This is a genomic window from Pedobacter heparinus (assembly GCF_032678725.1).
Classification (GTDB): domain Bacteria; phylum Bacteroidota; class Bacteroidia; order Sphingobacteriales; family Sphingobacteriaceae; genus Pedobacter; species Pedobacter heparinus_A.
The window spans coordinates 1-17,545 of the sequence record NZ_JAVTSC010000021.1; the positions used below are offsets into that span (position 1 = coordinate 1).

The following is a 17,545-nucleotide window of genomic DNA, read 5'->3' on the forward strand; positions in this document are numbered from 1 at the left end:
TTAATGCATGTCAAAAATGAAAGCAAAATTTTTATAAAATCTATTTGATCAAATGTTGAACAGAAACCACCCCAATGTACTGTTGTGCCGCCAAAGTAATGTAGCCGCATTGCTTTTAAAGGGTAGTAAGGCTGACCCGTAGTTTTGCCATCGTACAGTTCCTGAATTTTATCTTCGTATTCAAATCCACCACCTTCCAAAAGGATTACTTTATAAGATGTATCAATCCATTCAAGAGCCATAATTATACCGGCTGCCCCTGCACCAATAATACAGATATCTCCCTCTATTACAGTGCCATCATCTATTGTTCTTGCATCAATATACATGTTAATCAGTTAAATGTGAACACTGGCGCGCTTCGGTAACGGATATTACCCATCCGTTGACAACAACTGTTTTACCATTCTCGATCTACTGCCCAATTTTTTTTCTAAGAAGTGATTTCATCCTTCTATCATCAGCGGATGCCGAAAGTCTATTTCCCTGGTCATCGGTTAAAAGCAAGTTTAATAACTGACTGGTACTGCTTTCGGAAGGAAACTTTGCTTTGTAAGCCTTCCCGATTTCAATGAGCATGGCCTCATTACATATAAGCGATAAGTATTCAGGTCTACAAAGCTGTAATCAACTTTTCAGCCTGCTTAAAGCCATAAAAAAAGGAAGACCAGTGGCTGCAACACTAAATAAATACATGAATGTTCTTCTTTTCATAACTTAGGCAATAAAGTATTTAACGTTTTTATCAGCACGGTATAAAACCATAATTTTTCCTGTTCAATTAAAGAATTAGCTACATTTTCAAAACAAGAAACTAACTTCCTGTTATGATAAAAACGCTCACCATCATTTGAACTTCTGGAAGACGTGGATTTAGTTTGGACAGCATTGTAGCAGAAGTTTCCTGCCAAAAAAAAGACAAGTAGTAGCGGTAAGGACGTTAATCAATCTTAACTTCAGTATCCATTGTCCGGGAATCAATGAGCTCAGAAGGCATTTGCTTGCAGCCGTAATCACACTTTCTTCTTCACCCTGATCAGCGGGGGCATAAAGAATATAAAACGCAAATTCATTTATCAACAGAACACTATTCAGACGTTTGGGCTTTCTGATCAAATCATCACTGCATTGACAGCAATGAAAATCGGAAAACGCAAAACACAGCTGCCATGGAAAAGCTGATGGCCATGGTGGAAAAACGATCGAAACTATTTTTTTAAAGTGGCCTTAAATTCTTTAGGTGATAAAAGAGTGTATCGCTTAAAAATAGTAGCGAAATGCTGTGGTGATGAGAATCCGAGATCGTAAGCAATACTGCTCATGGTCACTTCAGTTTGTAATTCCATAATCCTTTTGGCTTCTTCAATCCGCTTGCGTAAGATAAATTCTAAAGGAGGAACACCAAATTCTTGTTTAAACCATGATTTAAATCTTGATTCTGATAAATTAAGCATACTGGACATTAATTCTATTGATAAGGTCTCCTTATAATGGGCAGCTATAAAATGGTCAATTTTAGCAGTATAATCTGAGATTTGCCGCTGTGCTTTGGTTAAGCAGGAAGCAGCCTCAATGGTTTGGAATAGAAATGAAATTATTAAATTTTGGATAACTATTTTTTGCAATTTATGAGCATCCTTTTGTGCCGCCTTAATAATATTTTCAAGTGTTTTTCCCATTTCGGCTGTAGCTTTAAAATGCCTGTTTGGTAAATTTATCAAAGCATCAATAAAAGCCCGGCTATCTGGTTGACTGTACTCAAAGAATTTCTTTTTTACTGGAACATGTATCAGCAGCCAGTACAATACTCCTTTTTCTTCAGGATAGACACCGGTACTATGCACTTCATTCGGGAACGTAACAAATACATCGCCTCCTTTAATCTGATATGTGTTATTGTTAACAGTATAAACCTGGCTGCCTTTATGGCAATAACAAATTTCTATTGTATTTTCATGATAGTGATCGCTCAATTTCGCATGCGCGCAGTTGTATTTATACCTCCCAATAACCAATGCATTGCATAAGCCGTAGTCAGATAAATTGATAATCTGTCTCTCGTTTGTTGAGCTGGTATCTAAAGGATAAACGTTCATCATAGTACTAAAATATTATTGTACAAGTGCATCTATAGCATACTGATTACATTTGATTGTAACGAATATAATATAAATATACTTTTTTCTTTACAAGCATTATACTGATAAATACATGAAAACAAATACATTTTCCATAAGCAGAGATCAAATCAATTTCTTCAATGATGAAGGTTATCTTGTCATAGAGGATATCATCACCAAAGATGAAGTCGAAGCATACAAGCACATTTATGATCAGTTTCTCAATGGCACTATCGATGTTGGCAAAAATCGATCGGACCTGGGTGACGGCCTTGGCAATAACAAAACAACAGAAAATATCACTCAAATTATGTGGCCCAGTGACTTTGTGCCTGATTTATTAGACATGCCTTATCATTTACGTACGTTATTAATTGCTCAACAGATTTATAGCAATGATATGAAAATGGATTTCGATATGCTGATAAATAAAGCGCCGTACTCAAATACCCCAACGCCATGGCATCAGGATGCGGCCTACTGGATTAACCTACCTGACAAGCGTGCACTGAGCTGTTGGCTCGCCCTGGATTACGCTACAAAAGAAAATGGTTGTATGTGGTACGTTCCTGGGTCACATTTACAACCATTAAGAACACACACTTATGCAGGTAAAAACGGAGGAGCACTCGTATGCAAATGCTCGGAAGATGAAGGTATTTATATTGAATTGAAACCAGGCTCATGTATACTGCATCATGGCGGAACCCTCCATTACAGCAGGGGCAATATTACAGCTACATCCAGGCCGGCATTAATTACCAATTATAGATCAGCTGATATGATAGCATTTGAACGTGCACAAAATTTTGATCATGGCCGTAGTGGTAATTCGGCTGATAGGACGGTTAGAAATGATGATTTTAAAAAATAATGAGAATAATGAACAGAATTAAATCAACTGGTAATCAAAAGCAAAATGACTATCGTGCAATCGTAATCATTGGTATCCTCTTTTTCATTTTTGGCTTTATCAGCTGGATAAATTCTGTGCTCATACCATACTTTAAGTTAGCCTGTAACCTGGACAATAAAGAAGCGATGCTTGTAGCCTTTGCATTTTACATATCGTATTTTGTTATGGCGTTTCCTGCCTCGGCAGTTCTAAAAAAGACCGGCCTGAAAAACGGAATGTCTTTAGGCCTGCTTACTATGGCTGTTGGAGCCCTGATTTTCATCCCTGCTGCGTGGAATAGGATTTATTGGCTGTTTTTAATTGGATTATTTGTGCAAGCTACTGGCTTAACCTTATTACAAATAGCTTCAAATCCATATATAACAGTTTTAGGCCCTATTGAAAGCGCAGCCAAACGAATAAGCATCATGGGGATATGCAATAAAGTGGCGGGTGCTGTAGCCCCGTTAATCTTAATACATGCCATTACAAAGAGTCCTGATGAAATAGATCAATTACAAAAAACATTGCCAAGCCTTTCTCTTCAGCAGCAAAATGCAGTTCTGGATGCACTTTCAAACCGGTTAGCCATCCCCTATTTAATCATCGCCATTTTACTTATTGCGCTTTGCATTATGATCAGCTTTTCCCATTTACCTGATGTAGAAGAAATTGAAGAAAACACTGATCAGAAAGTTATTGATACCCGAACTAGTGTTTTAAAATACCCATATCTTGTTTATGGTGCTATTGCTGTTTTTTGTAGTGTTAGTGTTGAGGTACTGGCGATCGATTCAATTATTAATTATGCGCAACATATAGGATTTAGCTTTAAGGAAGCAAAATTCTTTGCCACCTACACGCTAATATTTATGATGGCAACCTATTTATTTGGAGCTTTTGCTATACCAAAAATTATCAGCCAGAAAATGGCACTTCAATATTCAGCAATTATCGGTTTAGTCTTATCATTATCATCCATTTTTATTACAGGGGAGATATCTGTTTGGTGTATTGCCTTGTTGGGCTTTTCTAATGCATTATTGTGGCCGTCTATATGGCCACTGGCAATTGATGGTCTGGGTAAGTTCACCAAACAGGGTTCTGCATTGATGATTATGGGTGTAATCGGCGGCGCGATTACACCTTTAATATACGGTCATTTAAGTGACACGGTTAGCCCACAAAAAGCATACTGGGTATTAATACCATGCTATTTATTTATATATTTTTTTGCTAAAAAGGGTTCTACCATCGGCAAATTTCAACACAAGCATATTGTACAAGACCCGCATCATATCCATGAAGAACAATTCAAAAAAAATTAAAAAAGGAGGTTTTTATTGACAGAAACTTACAACAAGCATTCTGAAAAGCAATAGTCGAAGTAGGGACTACTTACGCATTGTTAAACTATTAGTAATAACCTCTCAATTGTCTAGAAATTAATCTACTAATGAAAAACAGCATGAAAAAGTTAATATTATTATTAGTTGCAGCCATAGTTATTTATTCCTGCAAAAAGCCGCTTACTCCAGACGAAAATGAAAAGGAAAGGGCACCAGCTTATTCAAACGTTTCATCAGCTTTCGGAGGCGGAGGAGGAAGCGATTCCGTTTATAAAGCAGCAACTTTTGCTGGCACACTTGGTTCTTCGGGTTTTGTAAATGGTACTAGCCTAGCTTCAAAATTCAACAATCCCGAAGGTGTCGTATTTGATTCAGGCGGAAACATGTTCGTTTGCGATCGAGATAACAATGTCATCCGTAAAATGACTACAGCGGGCACTGTATCAGTTTTTGCCGGCTCATCAACCGGCTTGCCGGGTTTTGTTAATGGTACAGGTACAGCGGCTAAATTTGATTCACCGATAAAATTGACAATCGATGCCTCAAATAATCTGTACGTATGCGATAGAGATAACGGAGCCATTCGCAAAATTACAGCTGCAGGTGTTGTTACTACATTTGCAGGTGATGGTACCACAGGATTTGCAAATGGTGCCGCTGCCAGTGCCAGATTCAATTGGCCAATAGATTTATGTATAGCGAGTGATGGAACTGTGTATGTAGCGGATTCACGCAACCACAAAATACGTAAAATATCGGGTGGAACTGTAAGCACTTTTGCTGGAGATATAGCAGGTTTTGCCAACGGAACTGGTACTGCAGCCAAATTTAACCAACCCTGTGGCATAACTTTCGGTCCAAGTGGGATTTTATACGTAGCAGATAGATTTAATGCCTGTATCCGCAAAATTACTGTCCCTGGGGCAGTAGTGAGCACCTACATAGGTGCGTCTCCTGTTGCGGGCGTGGCCGATACCGGACATATCGATGGGCCGGTTAACAAAGCTAAGTTCAGAGAGCCTTTTGGTATTGCCTGTACAACAAGCGGCACAATATATGTGGCCGATATTGTAAATCACAATATACGAAGATATGCACCCGGAGGTGACGTGTCGACTATTGCCGGCGACAGTACCGCAGGTGCCCGGGAAGGAGATTTTATCAAATTTAGTACTCCAACAGCAATAACAATTGATGCGGCAGGTAGTTTATTTGTGGCTGATATGGATAATCATGCCATTAGGAAATTAACGACTACTACCCGTGATTTACTTAAAACAAACGGCTGGACATCAACAACCTTAGCGTCTGGATTAACCTGGTATAAAATGAAAAATATCAAATTTTATGCAAGGTACAGTCAGTTAACTCAGGCACAAAATGTTCATGTGCTTATTCTTGATCCCAGTTTGTTTAAATTTGTTGTTAAAACTGCTGCATTTGCGAGTGCGACTACGGTTACGAATCTGGCTAACCCTGTGCCTGGTGCAATAGCTGCTATAAATGGTACTTTTGGAAATCGTGGTTCGAGCGACACCAGTACTTCTGACTTCGATTATCATGCATCTTACATCAGACTTAATGGTAGTAAAGTTGTCGACGCCGATGGTGTAGTTTGGGATAATAACGTTTCCTATTTGAGTCAATATTGGTGGATTCATGAAGCAGAGTTTCATTGGGATTTTAGTACAAATGTGTTTGGAATGAGTAGGGCCAATATGACAGTACATCCTCATGTTTATGATGGCAGTGCTTATTCTTCTTATTCCAATATGATTTCTGGGTCACCATTGCTCGTTAATAACCATACACTAGTTGGATTAGATACTAGCTATTATAGTGGGTATCCTGGAACTAAGCAAGGATTAACAATGCGATATGCATTTCCCAGAACGGCTATTGCTGTACTCGATAATAACCGGATTATGCTCGTCACCGTTGACGGTCACAATACTCCAGATGTAGGGTTAACTGTCCAGGACTTAACAATGTTCCTGCAGCTTTATTTTAACCCAAAATATGCTTTAAATTTTGATGGCGGCGGATCAACAACTATGGCCATAAAGGGTTATGGCGACAATGGAGGGGTCAGTGGCGGATTAGGAGTTGTAAATTATCCTAACTGGCATTCAGGGCCACTGCCATGGCCAACAACCCCATATGCCCGTCAGCGGATTTCTTTAACAAATGTGCTGGTGGTTGTCCCAAAATAATTTAAAATAATATTCAAATCCCTCTGCTGCTTACTGTCAGCAGAGGGTTGAAGATCATTCATTGCTTTAAACAACCACATGGTAACAGGAATCCTTTTGCCCAAAAACATGTAAATTATAAATCAAATGAAAACAAACTTACCATTTAACTACCACAACAGATGGATTTACATTGTACTGTTGCTATGCTATTCTTTGGCTTCCTTTTCACAGGAAAGAACGGGAAGTGTGAACGGCGTGGTCCGCGATGAATCTGGAAAGGCCTTGCCTTTTGTTTCAGTCCTGGCTAAAAATTCACTTACAAACTTGACATCCGGGGCACAAACCGATTCGAATGGCATGTTCAAGTTCTTTAAATTGCCTGTTGATGGCACCTATAGCTTTACTTTTAGCAGTATAGGCTACGAAACCCAAACCTTATCTGGTTACAAAGTGCCTGTGAATGGTAGTAATTCCATAATGATAAAGCTTATCGGGGACAGTAAAGAGTTAAACCAGGTAGTGATTGTTGGCTATGGCAGTCAGCGAAAGCTTGAGGTAAGCTCATCAATCGCTTCTATAAAACCTGATAAAATTGATAAAGGTGCCATAAACGACCCTATAAAATTATTGCAGGGGCGCACTACCGGTGTAAACATACTGACTCCATCGGGAACACCCGGTACAAAGGCCATTGTACAAGTACGCGGAGTATCTTCCATTAGTGGAGGGAGTTCTCCGTTATATGTTGTGGATGGTGTACCGTTTGATGTTACCCCAAACCTTAACCCCGGTGATATTGAGTCTATCGAGGCTTTAAAAGATGCTGCTGCCTCTGCAATATATGGCTCAAGGGCCAACGGTGGGGTGATCATCGTTACCACTAAATCCGGTAAGGAAGGAAAGACAAAGGTAGGGTTAAACTATTTAGCCGGTAAAGGTAACATTCATAATGATATCCCGGTTGCCAATACTGCCCAGTATATCAGTGTAATGCAGGATGCTGTTAGCAATTACAATGCGCAGAAAGGCACGAATATGAGCCTGTATATACCGCCAAATCCTTTAGATGTTGACTGGGGGGAATACATTACCCGAAATTCAGCGTTTAATTCGAGGCTGGAGCTTAACCTCTCGGGTGGGAACAGTACAACCAATGTGTTTACTTCATTCGGTGCCTATACGCAGCAGGGTATCCTAAAAAACAGCCATTACGAACAGTACAATTATCGGTTAAATGCAAACCATGTTGCCAATAAATACGCCACTTTTCATGCCAGTTTATCCGGTTCCTATACCCCTCAAAGGTTACTGGAAGAAACCAGTACAAGTTTAAAACCACTTTATTATACCAGAACAGAGCAGCCCTGGTATGCACCCTACCTGGATGATGGTAATTATACTGTTGCGGGGATTGACGGAATCAGGAACCATAATCCGGTAATGATCGTAAATGAAGAAATCTGGAAACAAAGAAGTTCTGAAATAATAGGCCGGGTTAGCCTGGACCTTAAGCCTTTAAAAGGCTTAACTTTTACACCTTCTGTTAGTGGTTATGGCAATTTATTCATCAACAATAAAAAGCTGACCGCTAAAATGGCTGCCAGAAACGTAACCGCGGGTAATGGAGCTGTGCTGGAAAACCGGAATATTCAATATAAATATGTGATCGATAATGTTTTAAATTATAAAAACAACATAGGAAAACTGGATTATACAGTACTTGCAGGCCATTCTTTCGAAAAGTATGTAAATGATAAATCAGGAATGTACAGCAGCAATTATGCTAACCAGGCCTTTCCGTCTGAAAACCTTGATGCAGTAAATGCAGGGACCAATATTTTTCCGGATGTGATTACTTATGATACCTATGCTTTGGACAGTTATTTCGGAAGGATGACGCTGGTATTTGACAAGCGCTTTATTTTTAACGGCAGTTTACGATACGATGGCTCTTCGGTTTTTTCTGAAAGCAAACGGTACGGGGTATTTCCTTCATTTTCATTGGGTTGGCAGCTCATCAACGAATCTTTTATGAAAGAAAGTTCCTTTGGTAGCCTGTTTTCAGATTTAAAGCTGCGGACAAGCTATGGGGTAACGGGCAGCCAGGCGGGCATCGGTTACTATGCAAACCAATCGCTGGTTTCGGGGGGTAACTCCTATAATAACCAGGGCGGACTAAGGCTGTCGCAGATTGCCCAAAATGTGACCTGGGAAAAAGGCAAACAGTTTAACCTTGGGTTGGATGTTGAAATTTTTAATGGTAGAGTAGGATTAACTGCCGATTATTTCTATCAGAAAACCACCAATCTTTTATACAATAAACCTGTTTATGCCACTACCGGCTATAGTACCGTGGCCGCTAATATAGGTGCGCTTCAAAATAAGGGTTTTGAGCTTGGGATAAATTCAAAAATATTGCAGGGGGAACTCAAATGGGATGTATCTGCTAATATATCTATTGTAAGCAATAAACTTCTTTCCCTATATGACGGGAGCAATCAGTTTGTGATTCCGGGCGCGGGAAGTACAGTACTTGCGGGCGGATCTGGTATTCACGCGCTCATAAACGGAAAACCGATCAGTGCGTTTTATTTACTTAAGCAAACCGGTATTTATCAGTATGACACTGAGGTGCCTGCAAAATTATTGGCCAAGGGTATACGGGCCGGTGACATTATTTACCAGGACGTGAACGGAGATGGAGACATTTCGGCGGCAGACAGGCAATATGTTGGCAAAGCCACACCTGACTTGTATGGGGGTTTTACCAGCTCATTAAGCTATAAAGGCTTTGATCTGAATGTATTTGCCCAATACTCGGTTGGCGCGAAGGTTTTTGCCAACTGGAAAGGGGGTGGGCCGGAAGGATCCCAGACCCTTGGAAATACTTTTTCATCGGTGGTGATTCCCGGCGGAGGCACAGCTATCCAGTTTTCCAATATTGACGAGTATGCTGCAACACATTACTGGAAAGGTCCTGGCACAAGCAATTTTATGCCGAGGGCAATAATGGGTGGTTTTTCAACCGGGTACACGAATGGATACAACCAGGAACCTTCCAGCCACTTTTTGCAGGATGCCTCTTATCTGCGCATCAAAACTATGACCCTGGGGTATCAATTGCCTGCGGCAATTTTAAACAAATTAAAAGTTGAATCCATCAGGATATATACTTCAGTTGATAATTTGTGGACATTGACAAAGTATGATGGTTACGATCCTGAACAGTCTTATGTGACCAATCCGGGTGACCCAAATTATGGGGTTGACTTTGGACTTCAGCCCGCCCTCAGAACTTTTATCCTGGGCATAAATATCAAATTTTAAGACCTAAAAATAGACGATATGAATACTTATAAATTTATATTTTTCAGTGCATTGACCATCAGTATTATGATCTGTGGCTGTGGCAAAGAATTAAACGTTTCTCCTCAAAATGCAATTCCAGAGGGTTCTTTGGGTGTTAATGATATTGCACAGTTAAGAACAGGTATGTATTCCAGGATGGAAGACGTGGCATTTAGCTTCTATTTTGATTTTGACAGGAGAGGTGAAAATCTTCAGGCAGGCCCTGCGGTGCCCGCGTTGATCGATCCTGTTGGTTTAACACCTACAGATGCAGATGTTGCTACCCTATGGCAAAATGCTTATAATGGGATCAGTACCATTAATTTTTTAATTGAATCGGCAGACAATTTAGGTAACAATGCGACAGCAGCCACAAAGTCTTATAAAGGAGAAGCTTTGTATTTCAGGGCCCTGATGTATTATTACCTGGTTACCAGGTGGGGCGGGGTGCCTATCTTGTTAAAAAATACCAACGAAGCGGTTCAGCGGTCTACCGAAGCTGCTGTCTGGGCACAGATCAAAGCCGACCTTCGCGCTTCAAGATCATTGGTAGGCCCGTTTACCAACAATTTCTATGTATCGGACCAGGCTGTAAAAGCATTAATTGCAAAGGTGTCACTGGCAACAAATGATCTTACAGCTGCCGCGCTTTATGCCGATTCTGTCATCAATTTTAGCAGCAACAGATTTGCACTGGCAACTGATGCCACATCCTATTCCAGTATATTTGTTTCCGGATCTACCAGCAAAGAAACCATATTTGCACTGGCCAATAACAGCCCTGCAAATACCCATATTTTATATGGTTTTACAAATGATACCAAGGCTTCCTGGACATTTTCTCCTACTGATTTTATTTACAACAACCTGTTTTCCGACCAAACATCGCCAGTGATAAAGACGGATGATAAGAGAAAGACAGCAACATTTATCGCAGATAAAACACGGATTATCAAATACTCGAACGGAAGGGCCGGACAACAACTAGCCGTCTCGGCAAATCCGAACGCTGCACCTATTGTACTTTCACGTTTAGCTGAAATGTACCTGATCAAAGCGGAAGCACAGGGTGCGGCTAATGGTGCTGCTACGCTTACACCATATTTTGCATCCCGGTATGCCATGTCCCCAAGCCAGGCATCGGTAGCTGCTTTGAATCCAACCCAATATCAAAATCTTGTATTAAATGAAAACCGACGGGAATTTTATACTGAAGGGCATTGGTGGTATGACATTAAAAGAACCGGGAGAACGGATTTACTAACCACACTGGCCGGACGCAACCATTTACTTTACTACCCGATACCACAGGTTCAGCGTGACCTGGCAGGCTATACGCAAAACCCGATTTACTAAGTTTAATACAACAGGAAATAAATTTCATTAACTATAAAATGTTATGGGTAAATTACAATTGTTGTTTCTGTTCCCTTGAAACCATATATAAGCATAAATAGAGAATTACTTAATTTAAATAAATGAAAAATTGTTTAATACTTTACTTTTTATTGTTCGGGCCAATCAGTATCACATCTGCACAAATCCAGGATGCAAAAGAATTACAACGGCGTGTGTTGTTGCCTGACATACCTGGATACAAAACGTTAAAATGCGATTTCCATATGCATACGGTGTTTTCTGACGGACATGTATGGCCTACATTTCGCGTATTTGAGGCTTTACGTGATGATCTGGATGCCATATCACTTACTGAACATACCGATTATGAAGGCTCCCCTGATGATATCAAGAAGGATTTAAACAGATCATATGATTTAGCATCTGAGTACGCCGAAGGAAAAAATATCTTAATTATTAAAGGTGCTGAGATATCTCCCAGGGTACCGCCATATCATAACAATGCATTATTTTTAAAAGACTCAAATTTACCATTTGATTATATGAAGATAAGCAAGAAGCAATTTATCATGAAGGATAACCCAACTCATGCTGATTTGTTAGCACCTTTTCTGGCTGCACAAAAGCAAGATGCTTTTGTGGTATATAATCATCCTGGTAATATGCCTGCATGGGTTGTGCATGATACTGCAGTTTTTACAAATTTTCACAAGGAACTCCTTCAAAAAAATATACTAAAAGGCATTGAAGTAGTTAATTCAGGCATTTATAATGTAACAGCACATAGGTTGGCTATGAAATATAACCTGACAATGCTATGTAATACTGATGAGCATAACGATATGTATCCAAGATACGCTAAAACTCATCGCCCTATGACATTGGTTTTTGCGAAGGAAAAAACTGAAGCGGGCATAAAAGAAGCACTATTAGCTCGGAGAACAGCTTTATATTTTGATGATTATCTGATAGCCAGACAAGTAGAGGCTGAATCATTTTTTAAGGCTGCTATCAAGGTAAAAGCAGAACGGCGTAAGCTAAGGGATGAGCCAATTTTGGTGGTCAAGCTATTTAATGACAGCGATATTCCTTTTAAACTTCAAACATCAGGCCCCTTTACATTGGAAACTTATTCATTGGGACAGATAATCCTTGCACCCCATAAGGAAACAGAATTAACAATAAGGGCGATGTGGCAATATCCTAAACAAATTAACTTTAAAATTAACGTAATGAATATCCTGATATCGCCCGATGAAAGTTTAAAGACAAGCTTTATAGTTTCAACTGAAAATTAGCTCGCCTTAATTTAAAGTCATTTAATATTGTGCACTAAAATTACAGTACAAAATTGAACACGGGAATTGATACAAATAGCACCTCGAAAAAAATTATTGTAAATTTTGATCATCTGGGAATAGAAGAAATTGTTAGGCTGGAGAAATATTCTAATAATAAAATTCAGACATTCGATGGCCAAACGAATTCAGATATAATGGGAATTTGTTATTTGGATAAAGGCAGTCAGATTTATGAAGTAGGAGATGCAAAGTATGCTTTAGAAGGCGAAGATATATTTATCATTTTTCCTAATGAGCTATATAGCACATTAGGAAAACCGAAAGATAAAAGTGTATTGTACTTGTTTCAAATCAAAATCGCGGGCAATGGACGATTTTTAGGCTTTAATGATGAAGAAGCATCATTTTTTGAAACCGCATTGTTAAATATTCCTAGTAGGTTATTTAAAGGATCTTTAAAGTCAAAAGAAATCCTTGATGAACTTCTTGGCCTTGCCATCCAACCTTATTCTGGGTTCCTCAAGATAAAAATTAGAAATTTAACTGTACAGTTTCTTCTGGATGTATTGGATTGTGCTGCTAATGTCTGAGAAAAAAAGGAGTTATACTTACGGTGTTTTAACAAAATCAATTAAAAGAGATAGAGTCAATTCGGATCAACCTGAATGGCAGAGAATATGAGCTTATCCGTAGTTTAAAAGTTGACTGTGCCGCTGCTGATATGACAAATAACTATAAGCCTTGCTTTTTGAGAGCGATAGCGAAAAATGCCGAATGGGGTAATTATCTATTTGTGCTTAATTACTATCAGAATGATAAAATTTATAGCACGTTTGCTCATCGTATTTTTGTCCGATTTTCAAAAAAGTGCTTGGAAACTCAGCATGATTTGGTGAATCAGGATAATATTGCGGTTCTAAGCAAATGCCTGTAAATGGCATAAATTTGCCGGCTAAATAGTTGCCACAATACAATTGTAAACCTGGTGCGGTAGTGCTTACTTCCATACCTCTGCCGCTTAACGGATCTTTTAAAATTGCCGCAAGCATTAGATTTGAGCTATTGGCCAGACAGTAATTTGCAGTGGGGATTTGATGCATAATTGTTTTTATTGTCACCGGTTGACGCAAATCATACATCGTATTTTTTACCTGTTCAACTGTTCCTAATGGAATATTAGTTTCATCAGCTGGAGTATAATTTTGGCAGCTATTCTGAGCGAATGACCAGAAATATCGCGTTTACCACCTGAAAGATTAAAATAACTGTGATTAGTAAGGTTAATCACAGTGTCCAAATCAGTTATTGCCTGGTAGCGGATGGTTAATTCATTCGCATCATTTAAGGTATAGGTTACAGTTACCCGCACATTTCCCGGGTAACCTTCTTCCATATGTGGACTAAACAAAGTGAGTTCCAAAAAAGAGCAGTTTTTTGTAATCAGGGTTCTCTGAATATGCCATAATTTTTTATGAAACCCATTTTTTCCGCCATGCAAATGGTGCACTACATTTTCATTTAAGCCAAGTTGAAACATAGCGTCCCCTACATTTAATTTACCCCCTGCGATACGGTTGGCGTAGCGCCCCACTACCGCCCCAATGTAGTGCTGGTCGTTGTAATAATCAGTCACGTCGGGATAAGACAAAACTAAATTTTCGATATTGCCATATGCATCAGGCATAAATATTCCTTGTATAATGGCACCATAATTAATGATGTCTACTTTATATCCGCTATTATTAATCAGACTTATCTTAATAATCTCACCATCAGCATGTTCACCTATTTTTTTTAGTTACCATCATAAATTTCCAATGCATCACTGTGCCGTCTTTTAAAGTTGCTGCCGTAATTACTTCAACCTGTTCTTGTTTAAAAGGATGTCTAACTGCTAGTTTTCATCTACATCCGGCCAGAGGCTGCTTTTTTAATTCAAAGACCTTAAAATGTCTTCTCATCAAGGCCCCAGGCCATACCATTGGATACGGAAACATCTAAATATTTTACCGTATATGAAATTGAACAAGCTATAACAGAATTGGTTTAAATGTACAAGACAAAATTCCATTTGCCAATATTAAGCCATTGATAATATAAAGCCTGCTTATCTAATGACAGCAGGCTTTTTATGTGCTATTTAGACAAGGATACTGAAATGCTGTTGAGCAGTTGTTTTGCTGTATTCAGATCGCTGTTCCAGCCATCATAGCGGGAATAACTTTTCAATTTATCAATGGCATCATTCAATTTCTTTAACGTAACAAGGTCATTCTTTTGCTCCAGCATGTGCTTTACCACAAGCACTTTCTCATAGTCCTGGATGCCTTCCAGCAAACGCTCGTATCTGATGGAACTTCTGGCTTGCGGATAAGTAATATAAGTGTCTCCGGCAGGCCATGTTCTGAACCTGGAATCTATCAAAGGATTTTCCACCCAGGAATTATAAGCCCAGCGCAACACGCCATTATAGCCTGTAGCCAGGGTATACCAGCCTAAATAAGCAGACTCAGCGGGATCGGAAAAAGTAAATTGATTGGGAAAGCTATTTCCGCAATAGATATAAAAGGTGGTGTTCAACCCCTTATTTCTGCGCTCGGCGATATCATTAGCATCGATCGGATGTTGGACCGCGGTACTCACATCATCACTGTTGGTGTAACGCTTATAGGTCTTCTGGTTATCTGCATAGGCAACGCCAAGCTTGGGGGCTACCTTTTCTATAAGCGCAAATGCCAAGCCCATATCCTCCTTATTCCTTTCATCCAGGGCTATGTTCGTAATTTCGAGCCAGCCTTTTTGTTCCAGATGCTTTGCAAAATCTTTCAGGAAAGGTTCCCACATATCGGTAAATGCTTGGGTGCCGGGCTTGGCTACTACGTTTACAAACTTGCTAGTGATGGCATCTTTATAATGGATTTCATTATTCCAGGGAACAATAGAATAGCAGTTGATCATCTTCTTGATCCCAAGCCCCATCATAAAAGACACCCATTTATCGAAAACCCGATAATTATACGACCAGCTTCCATCCTTTTCCTTTGTCCAGATGATCATATCCTCATAAGGGTCAAAAGTTTGCACATGCCAGGGATCTTTGTTCAACGTAGCCGTAATCACTTTCTGACCGGCATTTGCCAGGAGCTGAATTTGGGGTTTCATGGCCTCGAAATGCGCCCCGCTCCATACCGGTAGTTTATTTATCCGGGCAACTGCTGAGGGGTGTTGCCATTGATCCAGATGAAAGCTCCATGATGAGACTTCCGGAAGCAGCTGACCAATAACATCCAGGGATAAGTTCAGTTTCTGTTGTTTTCCCTGGCGGCTGGTAACCTGTACTGTTGCCGAATAGGAGCCTTGCTTTGCTTTTCTGGGAATTTCTATGGTAATCCACACCGGCCTCACCTTTTTCCTTTCCAGGTTGAAGGAGGAGAGATCGTCCAGCATATCTGCAGATAAAGAACTGGGGAAATCTGCAGCGTTGCGTTTTCCGCAAGCCCGACCAGATCCGTATTCGTCTGTTAATACATACCGTTGGAACCGGGCATAAGCGATTGATTTGAGTGTTTTACCCTTTTTCGATTTAAAATCGGATACCGTTACTTTCAGCCCGGGAATAGAATCTGCGGTCCAGAGTAAGAGTTGGACCGACAAACGTTCTCCTCTCCATCCTACTACCTGCGCTGACCGCTCCATCTTAACCTTGGGCACTTCAGATTTAGCATAACGTTGATCAATAGTAACAAAAGAACTGTGTAAGCCCGGTTTTACCTGTAACCAGTTTTTGTTGTCTGTTCTCAGGGGGTCGTTAGCTTCTGTAAATGTTTGCCCTTTGTCCCAATTCGTTTGCTGACAAAATCCGGCCCCGGAAATTCCGATTAAGGCGCTTAAACAAATTAACTGGTAAAGCTTTGTGGTCACTTTCATAAATTAAAATTTAGTTCTGGTTCGGTTAAATATATCAACTCATGTGATTTCTTTTTTAATCTTTAGCGGATCAGGATGTATTTTCCGGTAACTGTTAATTAATTTTGTGGCAATCAAGATAGATAATGATTATTGATGCAATTTTTTCTTCCTTAAATATTCTAGCAATTGTTTTGGCCTGTCTGTTTGGATAATATTTGCTCCATTATTTATTAACCATCCCCAGGATTGGTCAGGTTCATTCATCTCCACAGCTCTATCGTCATCATGCCCTCCATTATGGTTTGGCCACAACGCATTTACCCATAGTCTGAGTCCCATTTTATTAATATTCGGCATCCACTTTACTATTTCTACGGTGTCTTTATCAAAGGTAGGATGTATTACTGTCCGTTGGTAAGGTTAGTCATAGTGTCCAAATCTATTATTGAGCTAACTTTGCCATTGCTTCTTTGGTATTTGCGGTAATCCGCGCATAGGCGGCCTGATTCACTAAAGCCTCAGACGCTAGCCAAGAACCTCCGATAGCCAACACATTTCCTATGGACAGATAATCATTCATATTGTTCACATTAATACCCCCCATCGGGATAAATTGGATACCTGTATGCAGATAGGGCCCATTCAGGGCATTGATCATTCCAATACCTCCCAGGTTACCTGCCGGAAACAGCTTCATTAATTTACAGCCTAACGCTAATGCCAGTTCTATTTCTGATGGGGTCATCACCCCTGGAATAAATGGAAAGTTGATTTTATCTGCTTTTGCTATGATCTTTGGGTTTAAGCCTGGTGACAGCCCAAATGCAGCACCAGAATCTTTAGCTTGATAGAGCTGCTCAATGGTCAGTATTGTACCCGCGCCAACTAACAAGTGGGGATAGTTTTCACGGATTGCTGTAATCGATTTTATTGTTGAGCTGGTGCGGAAAGTAATTTCCAACTGGTTTAAGCCTCCTGCAATTAGCGCTTCAGCAACTAATATGGCCTTGTCAGGCTGATCAATGGTAACTGCAGGCAGAATTTTTTCAAATGATATTTTTCTCATGCC

Annotated in this window: 11 protein-coding genes and 2 pseudogenes; 7 read left to right on the forward strand and 6 right to left on the reverse strand. The window is 39.8% G+C overall.

Translation table 11 applies throughout. The features are described 5' to 3' along the window. Together R2Q85_RS23055 and R2Q85_RS23060 are read right to left on the reverse strand one after the other, a co-directional pair. Positions 1–329: pseudogene (locus R2Q85_RS23055) on the reverse strand (hypothetical protein); the annotation flags it as partial. A gap of 879 nt (positions 330–1,208) precedes the next feature. Beyond that, positions 1,209–2,099 (reverse strand): AraC family transcriptional regulator, encoded by an 891-nt coding sequence (locus tag R2Q85_RS23060; RefSeq protein ID WP_316814165.1) that lies wholly within the window; start codon positions 2,097–2,099, stop codon positions 1,209–1,211. 112 nt (positions 2,100–2,211) lie between these two features. On the opposite strand from R2Q85_RS23060, the gene R2Q85_RS23065 reads away from it, so the two are divergent. From R2Q85_RS23065 to R2Q85_RS23095, 7 genes are all read left to right on the forward strand, one after another. Continuing rightward, positions 2,212–2,994, forward strand: coding sequence for a phytanoyl-CoA dioxygenase family protein (locus R2Q85_RS23065; RefSeq protein ID WP_316814166.1), 783 nt, complete (start codon positions 2,212–2,214; stop codon positions 2,992–2,994). Between the two features lie 8 nt (positions 2,995–3,002). After that, positions 3,003–4,343, forward strand: coding sequence for a sugar MFS transporter (locus R2Q85_RS23070; RefSeq protein ID WP_316814167.1), 1,341 nt, complete (start codon positions 3,003–3,005; stop codon positions 4,341–4,343). Positions 4,344–4,483: 140 nt separating this feature from the next. Continuing rightward, positions 4,484–6,577, forward strand: a complete 2,094-nt coding sequence (locus R2Q85_RS23075) for a phosphodiester glycosidase family protein (protein ID WP_316814168.1) — start codon at positions 4,484–4,486, stop codon at positions 6,575–6,577. 126 nt (positions 6,578–6,703) lie between these two features. Further along, positions 6,704–9,886, forward strand: coding sequence for a TonB-dependent receptor (locus R2Q85_RS23080; RefSeq protein ID WP_316814169.1), 3,183 nt, complete (start codon positions 6,704–6,706; stop codon positions 9,884–9,886). A gap of 18 nt (positions 9,887–9,904) precedes the next feature. After that, positions 9,905–11,263, forward strand: a complete 1,359-nt coding sequence (locus tag R2Q85_RS23085; RefSeq protein ID WP_316814170.1) for a RagB/SusD family nutrient uptake outer membrane protein — start codon at positions 9,905–9,907, stop codon at positions 11,261–11,263. 122 nt (positions 11,264–11,385) lie between these two features. Next, positions 11,386–12,564, forward strand: coding sequence for an Sb-PDE family phosphodiesterase (locus tag R2Q85_RS23090; RefSeq protein WP_316814171.1), 1,179 nt, complete (start codon positions 11,386–11,388; stop codon positions 12,562–12,564). A gap of 53 nt (positions 12,565–12,617) precedes the next feature. Beyond that, positions 12,618–13,157 (forward strand): hypothetical protein, encoded by a 540-nt coding sequence (locus tag R2Q85_RS23095; RefSeq protein ID WP_316814172.1) that lies wholly within the window; start codon positions 12,618–12,620, stop codon positions 13,155–13,157. Positions 13,158–13,364: 207 nt separating this feature from the next. Here the strand turns inward: R2Q85_RS23095 and R2Q85_RS24630 are convergent. From R2Q85_RS24630 to eda, 4 genes and pseudogenes are all read right to left on the reverse strand, one after another. Next, positions 13,365–14,356 (reverse strand): annotated as a pseudogene (locus tag R2Q85_RS24630) (aldose epimerase family protein). Between the two features lie 347 nt (positions 14,357–14,703). Next, on the reverse strand, positions 14,704–16,494 hold the full coding sequence (locus tag R2Q85_RS23110; RefSeq protein WP_316814173.1) for a DUF4091 domain-containing protein: 1,791 nt from the start codon (positions 16,492–16,494) through the stop codon (positions 14,704–14,706). 129 nt (positions 16,495–16,623) lie between these two features. Beyond that, positions 16,624–16,878, reverse strand: coding sequence for a hypothetical protein (locus tag R2Q85_RS23115; RefSeq protein ID WP_316814209.1), 255 nt, complete (start codon positions 16,876–16,878; stop codon positions 16,624–16,626). A gap of 40 nt (positions 16,879–16,918) precedes the next feature. Further along, entirely contained in the window at positions 16,919–17,542 is a 624-nt protein-coding gene (gene eda / locus R2Q85_RS23120) for a bifunctional 4-hydroxy-2-oxoglutarate aldolase/2-dehydro-3-deoxy-phosphogluconate aldolase (RefSeq protein ID WP_316814174.1), read from the reverse strand. Between the last annotated feature and the right edge of the window lie 3 nt (positions 17,543–17,545).

What these genes read in the sequence shown, in the direction of transcription:
- R2Q85_RS23060 (WP_316814165.1), bottom strand. Translation starts at nt 2,099, where the DNA reads ATGATGAACGTTTATCCTTTAGATACCAGCTCAACAAACGAGAGACAG.
- R2Q85_RS23065 (WP_316814166.1), top strand. Translation starts at nt 2,212, where the DNA reads ATGAAAACAAATACATTTTCCATAAGCAGAGATCAAATCAATTTCTTC.
- R2Q85_RS23070 (WP_316814167.1), top strand. Translation starts at nt 3,003, where the DNA reads ATGAACAGAATTAAATCAACTGGTAATCAAAAGCAAAATGACTATCGT.
- R2Q85_RS23075 (WP_316814168.1), top strand. Translation starts at nt 4,484, where the DNA reads ATGAAAAAGTTAATATTATTATTAGTTGCAGCCATAGTTATTTATTCC.
- R2Q85_RS23080 (WP_316814169.1), top strand. Translation starts at nt 6,704, where the DNA reads ATGAAAACAAACTTACCATTTAACTACCACAACAGATGGATTTACATT.
- R2Q85_RS23085 (WP_316814170.1), top strand. Translation starts at nt 9,905, where the DNA reads ATGAATACTTATAAATTTATATTTTTCAGTGCATTGACCATCAGTATT.
- R2Q85_RS23090 (WP_316814171.1), top strand. Translation starts at nt 11,386, where the DNA reads ATGAAAAATTGTTTAATACTTTACTTTTTATTGTTCGGGCCAATCAGT.
- R2Q85_RS23110 (WP_316814173.1), bottom strand. Translation starts at nt 16,494, where the DNA reads ATGAAAGTGACCACAAAGCTTTACCAGTTAATTTGTTTAAGCGCCTTA.
- eda (WP_316814174.1), bottom strand. Translation starts at nt 17,542, where the DNA reads ATGAGAAAAATATCATTTGAAAAAATTCTGCCTGCAGTTACCATTGAT.